Raw genomic sequence first — 9,101 nt, 5'->3', positions numbered from 1 at the left:
TCCTTGAGGGACTCAGGGTCCCTCAAGGAGGCCCCCACGGACCGCTAAGACCTACCTGCCGGTGCGGCGGGAACCGGCGCGGGTGCCCGCCGAGAACGCGGCGGCGCCGCCCCGGCGCGCGCCGCCGGACGAGGCCGCCCTGCTACGCGACGCCGCACCACCGCGGCCCTCGGCCTGACGCTGCAAACCCTGACGCTGCGAACCCTGCCGCTGGGCACCGCGCTCAGCACCCTGCCGCTGCGAACCCTGCCGCGCCGAGCCGCCCTGCGACTGCCCGCGACCACGGCCCTGGCCGCCCGAGCGACCCTGACCGCCCGAACGCCCCTGTTGCTCCTCCCGCCGAGCCTGCCCCGCCGCTCGCGAACGCTGCCCGCCGCGATTGCCCTCGGACCGGCGGCTCGCCGGCTTCGCGGCGCCGGAGGCCGACACCTTCTTCGGCCGGTTGTCGACCACCGGACGCACCTGCTTGACCAGCGTCCGCTCGCCGGGCGCCAGCTCGGCCAGCAGCGGGTGACCGGGGCCGAGTTGCGTGGTGGTCGGCTTGATCCCGGCCTTGCGGGCCAGGTCGCGGACGTCGCGGACCTGCTCGTCGGTCATCAGCGTGATCACGGTGCCGGACGCGCCCGCCCGCGCCGTTCGGCCCGAGCGGTGCAGGTATGCCTTGTGCTCGACCGGCGGATCCGCGTGGATAACCAGCGTGACGTCGTCGACGTGGATGCCGCGGGCCGCGATGTCGGTGGCCACCAGCGTCTTCGCCGACCCGGAGGAGAACGCTTCCAGATTGCGCGTCCGCGCGTTCTGCCCGAGGTTGCCGTGCAGCTCGACGGCCGGGACCCCGGACGCGTTGAGCTTGCGGGTCAGCGCCTTCGCACGGTGCTTGGTCCGGGTGAACACCAGCGTCCGGCCCGGCGCGGCGGTCAGGTCGACGAGCACCGGCAGCCGGTGCGTCTCCTCGACGTGCAGCACGTGGTGGGTCATGGTCGAAACCGGCGACTGCGCCGAGTCGACGCTGTGCAGCACCGGGTCGTCCATGAACTTCTTGACCAGCACGTCGACGCCGGCGTCCAGCGTCGCCGAGAACAGCAGCCGCTGCCCGCGCTCCGGCGTCGCGGCCATGATGCGCCGGACCTCGGGCAGGAATCCGAGGTCGGCCATGTGGTCGGCCTCGTCGAGCACGGTGATCTCGACGTCGTCGAGCTTGGCGACGCCCGACCGCATGTGGTCGGCGAGCCTGCCGGGGCAGGCGACGACGATGTCGACGCCATCGCGCAGCTTCGAGATCTGCGGGTTCGCGCTGACGCCGCCGAAGACGGTCATCGTGCGCAGGCCCAGCGCCTTGCCGAGCGGGAGGATCGACGCCTCGATCTGCGTCACCAGCTCACGGGTGGGCGCGAGGATCAGCGCGCGCGGACGTCCCGGGCGGCGTTTGGCGGGGTTGGCGGCGAGCCGGGCGAGGACCGGCAGCACGAAGCCGTAGGTCTTGCCGGAGCCGGTGCGGCCGCGGCCGAGCACGTCGCGCCCGGCGAGCGCGTGCGGCAGGGTGGCGGCCTGGATCGGGAACGGGGTGGTGATGCCCTGCTCGGCCAGCGCGCGCACCAGCGAGGCAGGCAGGCCGAGTTCGGCGAAAGTCGGTACGTTCATCGTGGGTACGGGCGCGCGGCGCCCTGTTTCTCCGTTTGCTGAGAAGGGTTGTCCTGCCCGGCGCAGACCCCGTGGTCGCGGCGCGTGGTCACTGAACAACGTGTAGACGCGGTCCGAGGCAGAACTGAGCGGACCGCGTGATCAGTATATCGGGTGAGGGTGGCGCCCAGCACGTGAGATTGCCCGCACCGGTCCCGCTTGCTAAGTTACCGCTTAGTAACGTCACACACTTCGGGAGCGTGGATGAGCACGGCGCAGTTGCTGAACCCGGGTACCTACGACCCGAAGCACTTCGACGCGGAAACGCGCCGCCTGCTGCGTGCCACCATCGATTGGTTCGAGCAGCGCGGCAAGCGCAAGCTCGCCGAGGACTACCACGCGCGGACGTTCTACGCCGACTTCCTGGAGTTCGCCGGGAAGGAGGGTCTCTTTTCGACGTTCCTGACGCCTGCCGCGAACGCCGACGGGAACCCGGACAAGCGGTGGGACACCAGCCGCGTCGCCGCGCTGTCGGAAATTCTCGGCTTCTACGGGCTGAACTACTGGTACCCGTGGCAGGTCACGATCCTCGGCCTCGGCCCGGTGTGGCAGAGCTCGAACGAGGCCGCCCGCAAGCGCGCCGCCGACGCGCTGGCCGCCGGCGGTGTCGGTGCGTTCGGACTGTCCGAAAAGGACCATGGCGCGGACATCTACTCCTCCGACATGGTGCTCACGCCGGACGGTGACGGCGGCTACCGCGCCACCGGCTCGAAGTACTACATCGGCAACGGGAACTGCGCGCAGACCGTGTCGGTCTTCGGCCGCATCGAGGGTATCGAAGGCCCCGAGCAGTACGTGTTCTTCTACGCCGACTCGAACCACCCGAACTACCACGTGGTCAAGAACGTGGTGCCGTCGCAGATGTACGTCGCCGAATTCCGGCTCGAGGACTACCCGGTGCGCGCCGAGGACATCCTGCACGTCGGCGCGGAGGCGTTCAGCGCGGCGCTGAACACGGTCAACATCGGCAAGTTCAACCTGTGCTTCGGCGGCATCGGGATGTCGACGCACTCGCTGTACGAGGCGATCACGCACGCGCACAACCGCGTCCTCTACGGCAAGCCGGTGACCGATTTCCCGCACGTGCGCAGGGAATTCGTCGAGGCGTACGCGCGGCTGACCGCGATGAAGCTGTTCTCCGACCGCGCCGTGGACTACTTCCGCTCGGCCAACCCGGACGACCGCCGCTACCTGCTGTTCAACCCGATCACCAAGATGAAGGTGACCACCGAGGCACAGCGCGTCATCGGCCTGGTCGCGGATGTGGTGGCGGCCAAGGGTTTCGAGGCCGACACCTACCTCGCGATGGCGAAGAACGACATCGACGGCCTGCCCAAGCTGGAGGGCACCGTCGCGGTGAACCTCGCGCTCATCGCGAAGTTCATGCCCGCCTACCTCTTCGCCCCGCAGGACTACGCGCCGGTGCCCACCCGCACCGACGCCGCGGACGACGAGTTCCTCTTCCGCCAGGGCCCCGCGCGCGGCCTGTCGAAGGTCCGCTTCCACAACTGGCGCGAGGCGTACGAAAAGTTCTCCACCGTCCCGAACGTCGTGCTCTTCACCGAGCAGGCCGGTTACCTGGTGAAGCTGCTGACCGAGGCCACCCCGGACGAGACGCAGCAGGCGGATCTCGACTTCGGCCTCGCGCTGACCGAGCTGTTCACGCTGATCGTCTACGGCCAGCTGATCCTCGAACAGGCCGAGATCACCGGGCTGGAAACCGACGTCATCGACCAGATCTTCGCCGTGCTGGTGCAGGACTTCAGCGTCGCCGCGGTCGACCTCAACGGCAAGGCGAGTTCGACCGAGGCACAGCAGGCTCTGGCGCTGGCGTCGGTCCGCAAGCCGGTCGTGGACGCCGAGCGCTTCGACCGCGTGTGGACCCAGGTCCGCGGCCTCTCCGGCGCCTACGCCATGAATCCGTAATCCCTCAGGGGAATCCCCGAGTGCGGCTCATCCCGCAGGCTGATGACGTCGCGTACCGCGGTACCCCATGATCGCCCGTAATCGGGGAGATCGGGGAGACGCATGCGACGGCTGTGGGCACTGGTACTGACCGCGACGACGGGGGCGGCGCTGGCCGTCGCCCCCGCCACCGCGGAGGCCACCGAGACCGGGATCGCCTGGCGGAACTGCGGGGACTACGGGGCCGAATGCGCGTCGCTGCGCGTGCCGCTGGACTGGGCGAATCCCGGCGGGCCACGGATCACGCTGGCGCTGAGCCGCCTCAAGGCCGCCGACCCCGCGCGCCGGGCCGGGACGTTGTTCGTCAACCCCGGCGGGCCGGGCGGCGCCGCGGTGCCGCTGGTCCGCGACGCGCCGGCCGAGTTCTTCCCGCAGGAGTTGCGGGACCGGTTCGACATCGTCGGCATGGACCCGCGCGGTGTCGGCGAGAGCGTGCCCGCGATCGCCTGCGAGAAGCCGACGCTGAACCCGAAGATCAGCCAGTTTCCGCGTAACCGCGCCGAATACGACCGGCTGGTCGCCTACAACCGCGATGTCGGCGAAGGGTGCCGGCGAGCGACCGGCCCGTTGATCGACCACGTGGACACGATCAGCACCGCCAGGGACGTCGAGGCGGTTCGGATCGCGCTCGGCGTCGACAAGGTCACCTGGCTCGGCCTGTCCTACGGCACTCTGCTCGGCGCCACCTACGCGCAGCTCTACCCGGCGCGCGTACGCGCCGCGGTGCTCGACGGCGCTGTCGACCACACCATCGGCTCGCGTCGGATGGCTGCCGACGAGGCCCGCGTCACCGACGACGTCTTCGGGAAGTTCGCCGCCTGGTGCGACGCCGAGAAGAGTTGCGCGATGCACGGCAGAAACGTCATCGCCGAATACCGCGCGCTGCTCGAAAGGGCCGCCGAAAAGCCGATTCCTTCAAGGGAATTCCCGGACGGCGCGACCGCGGACCAGATCGGCTACGGCACCTACTCGGCGCTCACCGAGGTGCCGGGGCGGTGGAAGGAACTGGCGGAAGCGATCAGCGGTGCCGTCGCGCCCGATCCCGACGCGGGGATTTTCGCCCGGGTGAAAGGAAACGACGCCGCCTACCGGGTCATCGCCTGCCACGACTTCCCCTCGGACGTCCGCGGCTTCGCGGATTTCGCCGCGCGGGAAAGGGAAGCGCGCCGGATCGCCCCAGTGACCGGAGGTTACGTCGAAGGCTGGGACGTCCAGGCGGGCTGCCTCGGCTGGCCCGTCCGGCCCGCGAACCCGTGGGGCCCGACGCCGGTGCGCGGCACGCCGCCGATTCTCGTCGTCGGCGGTGAACACGATCCGGCGACGCCGCACCCGTGGGCTGTCGGCCTCGCGAGCCAGATCGCCGGGGCGAAACTGCTGACCTGGAACGGTATCGGCCACACCGGCTACTTCAACGACGAAGCCGTCCAGCGCCGCGAGATCGCGTATCTGGTGGGTTCGTGACCTTGTAGGTGACTGCCTGAACGCTGTCCGTCGTGGTATAACGGCTCGATCGACGTACAGCGGGGAGGCTGTGATGAGCGACGAAGAGGAAATCCCGGTCCCGATCGATCCCAGGGCGCCGGCGCCCGGGAAAGTGCCCGAGAAAACCGAGGCCGACCGCCGCGATGTGCCGCCCCCTGGGTCCTACGTGCCGTTCGAGACCCAGGTGAAGGCCGTGGCCCGGCCGCCGTCCCGGCCCGCGCAGCCGCCCAAGCCGCCGGAACCACCAGAGCCGAAGTAGTCCGTGGTCCCGTCGACCACCGCCGCGGTTGTCGTCTTCCTGCTGATGGTGGCGCCGGGTATCGCGTTCGAACTGCTCTGGCAGACGACCCGGCTGCGCCGTGAAGAGAGCACCTTCGTCGAGATCAGCCGGGTGTTGTTCACCGGTGTGGTGTTCAGCGGGGTGGCGGTCACGCTCGTGGCCGTGCTCGGTGCGGTCGTCCCCGGCGCGGCGGCGGACCTTCCGGCACTGCTGCGCGACACCGCGAAGTACGTGGCGGCGAACCCGGTCCTGACCCTCATATCGCTGGTTGCCGTGGTGCTGCTCGCCTTGTGCTTCGCGGTCGCCACGCACGATCTCCTGACCCCGGACGCCGCTCGCCGAATTTTGCAGGAAACGGCGTGGCACAACGTGTTCGACCGGCTTGCGGTGCCGGGCGTCCGGGTGTTTCTCAGCGTGCAGCTCAAGGACGGGACCACGATCACCGGCTACTCGGCGGGTTACTCGACGGAGTCCGATCCGGCCAAACGCGATCTGGTGCTCACCGCGCCGTTGTCGATCCGGCAGCCGGAGGCGGAGGAAGCGGAAGCCCTGGAGGAGGACTGGCAGACGCTCGTGCTGCCCGGCGCCGAAATCCGCACGATCGCCGCAGCCTACGTCGGTTCACCCGAGCCCGTCCGCGCGGCCGGCCCGGCTCGCCGCTTCGCGGGCTTCCTGATGCGCCATGCCTGGCAGACTGCGTCGTGCACAGCGCTGCTGATCCTCGTGGCGCTGCTGGTTTCCGGGCTCGTCAGGCGTTGACCGGCTGAGCGGCCCCGACACCGGGGTGGGGGAGCGGCCGGGGCGCGTGTTCCGGCCAGTGCTCGAAGTGCCACCACTCGTTGTCGTAGGTGCGGTAGAGGTCGTAGCGCGCACCGTGTTCTTCGAGCCACAGAGCGCCTTCGCGCGGGCGAACGTCCAGCGCGACGCCCTTGACGTGGCTGGATTCCGAGGGCGGCAGCACGAGTGTGCGCGCCGAGGCCGACGAGCCGGAGCGGCGCACCTCCTCGTCGAAAAGTTGTTGCTGCGTCTGGTGATCACGGTAGCCCGAGGTGAGGCCGAGAAGCTGGCCGTGGCCCCAGAGCGCCTCGGTGCGTGCCGCGATGAAGGCGGCCTTGGCGTCGTCGGCGAGTCCACCGAGGTCCTCGGCGGGGAAACGCAGGCGGAGTGCCCACTGGCAGGCCAGCTCGCGGGCGCACCCGGGACGTCCGGCGAACGCGATCGGCAGCAGGAACGCCGCCAGCACAAGGGTTATCACGGCGAAGGCCCGGTCGCGAGCCGGACGCGGAGTGGTGCGCTGCTCGCTCACGGTGCCCACCACCTGCGCCGCTCGAAGCGCGCGAATCGTCTCACCTGTGCTTGTGCAGTCTCCGCCACCGCAATACCCTTTCCCCGACGGCCCGGAAGCCCGTGCCTGATCGCATCGTCAGCAGCGGGCGGCACGGCCCACAAGCGATTCGGCCGAATCGGTCGTCAGGGAAGCCCGAACGGGCAAGGCGGGAAAGCGAAAAGCAACCTGGCCAGGTGCTACGCGTCTGCGGTGTTAGTGCTACTCCTTCGGGGCGAGAAGCTGGGAGAACAGCTCGGACGCGTCGACCCAGACGCAGTGCCTGCGGATGAGCCCGCCGGAAAACTCGCACAGGTGCATCAGCCGGTACTCCACTGTCCGCCCGCCGCCCTCGACGCCGAAGATGGTTCCGATGGCCGTCGCGGTCATGAGGCTTTCGGTCACGAGCAGGTTCTCGCCATACGCGCGCCGGAGGACGGTCAGGGAGTTTTCGCCGAACTCGTCGAACGCGTCTTCGTAGCGCCGCCGGATCGACTCGTGGCCACGTCTTCGCCCGTAGATGTCCCCGACGACCTCGTACTCGGCGTCCTCGGCGAACAGCGCGAGCAGGCCATCGACATCCTGGGCGCGGTGCGCGCGGACGAAGGCGTCGAACACCGCGTCCATCTCGTCGGGCGTCATGGTTTGAGGAGGTGCGATCCCTTGGCGATGACGTCCCGGACCGCGGTGGCCGTGGCCTCCGCGCCGAGACCGGTGGAGTCGACGGCGTGGTGCTCCAGCTCGCCGAGGTCGGCGAACTGCCGGTGCATCGCGCGGACGGGCTCCGGATCGGTCAGCTCGTCGGTGCCCCGGCCGCTGGCGCGGTGCACGGTGGTGGCCTCGTCCGGCCGCAGGACGACGTAGTGCAGTGGGACGCCGTGCTGTTCGGCGGCGGCGCGGAACGGGTCGAGGAACCAGGGCCCGACGACGCCGTCGCAGAACACCTCGTACCCGCCCCGCGCGTACCCGGCCGCGGCCTGCGCGAGGACGTCGGTGACGACCTCGTTCTGCTGCTGGGCTTCGGGCAGGTAGGGGAGGATCGCGCCGTTGCGGATGTAGGCGTAGAAGTCGTCCGTGTGCAGGTGGACGCTGGGGGAGACGGCGTCGGCGAGAAGACGGGCGATGGTGCTCTTACCGGCGCCGGGCGGTCCGGTGAGGATGATGACTTGGCTCAACGCTGCGCTTTCAGGAACGCGGACCACGCGGCGGCCGGGACGGTCAGCGTCCCGCCTTGGCGATCCTTGGTGTCACGGACTCCGACAATGCCCGGTGATACGGCCACCTCGACACACTCTGTCTGCGTGCCGCTGTGGCTGGACTTGGCCCATCCCACCTCGACGCAGTTGGTCTGTGAGCCGCTGTGACTGGACTTGAACCATGCCACCTCGACGCATTCACCTTGCGAGCCGCTGTAGCTGGACTTGTGCCACCGAGCGTCAACGAGGCTCATCGTGTTTCACCCTTTGCCGTAGTCCGCTGCAACCGAGGCGAGGAACTTCACCGAATCGGCTGGTCCCAGCGCTGTCTGGATCAGCGTATCGGTTGCCTCGTGAAACGGGTCCACCTCCTCGGGCTCGTCCAAGAAGAGCGAGGACCGCTTGTGTTCCAGGTAAACGATGGTGCGGTCCTTGGCGAACTCCAGCACCACATACGTCCCGTCGACCCCGGTGTGCGAACCCAGGGAAAACGGGACCACCCGCACGTCCACGTGTGGCTTCGCCGTGGCCACATCGATGATGTGCTGCAACTGCGCGATCATGACCGCGCGATCGCCGACGGGCCTGCGCAGCGCTGCTTCGTCGATGATCGCCAAGTAAGTCGGGGGCCGTGCTTTGGAAAGCACGGCCTGTCGTCCTAGGCGGGTCGCGACCATCGCCTCGCGCTCCGTGCCGACCACGCCGGTGGCCGCCATGATCGCGCGGCAATACTCGGCGGTCTGAAGCAAACCAGGAATGCGCAGCATGGCGACGTGAACGATCCGTGTCGCGTCGGCTTCGAAGCGGATGAGGGCCGGAAGTTGTTCGGGCAGGGGGGTTCCGCTCGTCTCCCACCAGCCCGGCAGATGCTGTTCCCGCGACATGGCCATGAGGCGTTCGCGCTCGGGGCCGATCACTCCGTAGACCACGCACAGCGCGGCCACGTGCTCCGGCTCGATCTCCTTGCCGCCGTTCTCCAGCCGGTTCAAGGTCGCGGCCGACATGCCGAGCTTCTTCGCCGCGTCCCGCGTGTTCAGTCCCGCGGCGGCTCGCAGCGCCGCCAGATCGTGGGCCAGGCTGCGCATCCGGGCGGAACCGTGTTTCCTTGTCATGGCACCCGATCTCACCAGCGATGATGCGCTCCGCGCTATCACACGATCGGATGCCCTGTTTC

General features: G+C 69.2%; 10 protein-coding genes. 4 read left to right on the top strand and 6 right to left on the bottom strand.

What is annotated here, in order from left to right:
• Positions 1–51 precede the first annotated feature (51 nt).
• A complete protein-coding gene (locus tag ACFWX1_RS33205; RefSeq protein ID WP_378393710.1) occupies positions 52–1,641 on the bottom strand; it encodes a DEAD/DEAH box helicase in 1,590 nt (529 codons plus the stop codon).
• 243 nt (positions 1,642–1,884) lie between these two features.
• Here ACFWX1_RS33205 and ACFWX1_RS33200 point away from each other — a divergent pair, with 243 nt between their 5' ends.
• From ACFWX1_RS33200 to ACFWX1_RS33185, 4 genes are all read left to right on the top strand, one after another.
• A complete protein-coding gene (locus ACFWX1_RS33200; protein ID WP_378393709.1) occupies positions 1,885–3,606 on the top strand; it encodes an acyl-CoA dehydrogenase in 1,722 nt (573 codons plus the stop codon).
• A gap of 102 nt (positions 3,607–3,708) precedes the next feature.
• Positions 3,709–5,106 carry an alpha/beta hydrolase gene (locus ACFWX1_RS33195; RefSeq protein WP_378393708.1) on the top strand — a complete coding sequence of 466 codons (1,398 nt, stop codon included), beginning with the start codon at positions 3,709–3,711 and terminating at the stop codon, positions 5,104–5,106.
• Between the two features lie 73 nt (positions 5,107–5,179).
• A complete protein-coding gene (locus ACFWX1_RS33190; RefSeq protein ID WP_378393707.1) occupies positions 5,180–5,386 on the top strand; it encodes a hypothetical protein in 207 nt (68 codons plus the stop codon).
• A gap of 3 nt (positions 5,387–5,389) precedes the next feature.
• Positions 5,390–6,166, top strand: coding sequence for a DUF6338 family protein (locus tag ACFWX1_RS33185; protein WP_378393706.1), 777 nt, complete (start codon positions 5,390–5,392; stop codon positions 6,164–6,166).
• On the opposite strand, the gene vanY-N is transcribed toward ACFWX1_RS33185, so the two are convergent.
• The 5 genes from vanY-N to ACFWX1_RS33160 form a co-directional block, all read right to left on the bottom strand.
• A complete protein-coding gene (gene vanY-N / locus ACFWX1_RS33180; protein WP_378393705.1) occupies positions 6,156–6,713 on the bottom strand; it encodes a D,D-peptidase/D,D-carboxypeptidase VanY-N in 558 nt (185 codons plus the stop codon). The genes ACFWX1_RS33185 and vanY-N overlap by 11 nt on opposite strands.
• Before the next feature lie 240 nt (positions 6,714–6,953).
• Positions 6,954–7,373 (bottom strand): ester cyclase, encoded by a 420-nt coding sequence (locus tag ACFWX1_RS33175; RefSeq protein ID WP_378393704.1) that lies wholly within the window; start codon positions 7,371–7,373, stop codon positions 6,954–6,956.
• On the bottom strand, positions 7,370–7,906 hold the full coding sequence (locus ACFWX1_RS33170; RefSeq protein ID WP_378393703.1) for an AAA family ATPase: 537 nt from the start codon (positions 7,904–7,906) through the stop codon (positions 7,370–7,372). Before ACFWX1_RS33170 ends, ACFWX1_RS33175 begins: the two co-directional genes overlap by 4 nt.
• Positions 7,903–8,181, bottom strand: a complete 279-nt coding sequence (locus ACFWX1_RS33165) for a DUF397 domain-containing protein (protein ID WP_378393702.1) — start codon at positions 8,179–8,181, stop codon at positions 7,903–7,905. Before ACFWX1_RS33165 ends, ACFWX1_RS33170 begins: the two co-directional genes overlap by 4 nt.
• A gap of 6 nt (positions 8,182–8,187) precedes the next feature.
• Positions 8,188–9,012, bottom strand: a complete 825-nt coding sequence (locus tag ACFWX1_RS33160; RefSeq protein ID WP_378393701.1) for a helix-turn-helix transcriptional regulator — start codon at positions 9,010–9,012, stop codon at positions 8,188–8,190.
• Positions 9,013–9,101 lie beyond the last annotated feature (89 nt).

Origin of the sequence: Amycolatopsis sp. NPDC059021 (assembly GCF_042739895.1) — a bacterium.
Lineage (GTDB): Bacteria > Actinomycetota > Actinomycetes > Mycobacteriales > Pseudonocardiaceae > Amycolatopsis.
Note: the sequence above shows the minus strand (reverse complement) of the source record. Positions and strands in the feature narration are given on the sequence as shown.

Bases quoted from the DNA above. Each gene is read 5' to 3' on its own strand.
- ACFWX1_RS33205 (WP_378393710.1), bottom strand. From the start codon at position 1,641: ATGAACGTACCGACTTTCGCCGAACTCGGCCTGCCTGCCTCGCTGGTG.
- ACFWX1_RS33200 (WP_378393709.1), top strand. From the start codon at position 1,885: ATGAGCACGGCGCAGTTGCTGAACCCGGGTACCTACGACCCGAAGCAC.
- ACFWX1_RS33195 (WP_378393708.1), top strand. From the start codon at position 3,709: ATGCGACGGCTGTGGGCACTGGTACTGACCGCGACGACGGGGGCGGCG.
- ACFWX1_RS33190 (WP_378393707.1), top strand. From the start codon at position 5,180: ATGAGCGACGAAGAGGAAATCCCGGTCCCGATCGATCCCAGGGCGCCG.
- ACFWX1_RS33175 (WP_378393704.1), bottom strand. From the start codon at position 7,373: ATGACGCCCGACGAGATGGACGCGGTGTTCGACGCCTTCGTCCGCGCG.
- ACFWX1_RS33165 (WP_378393702.1), bottom strand. From the start codon at position 8,181: ATGAGCCTCGTTGACGCTCGGTGGCACAAGTCCAGCTACAGCGGCTCG.
- ACFWX1_RS33160 (WP_378393701.1), bottom strand. From the start codon at position 9,012: ATGCGCAGCCTGGCCCACGATCTGGCGGCGCTGCGAGCCGCCGCGGGA.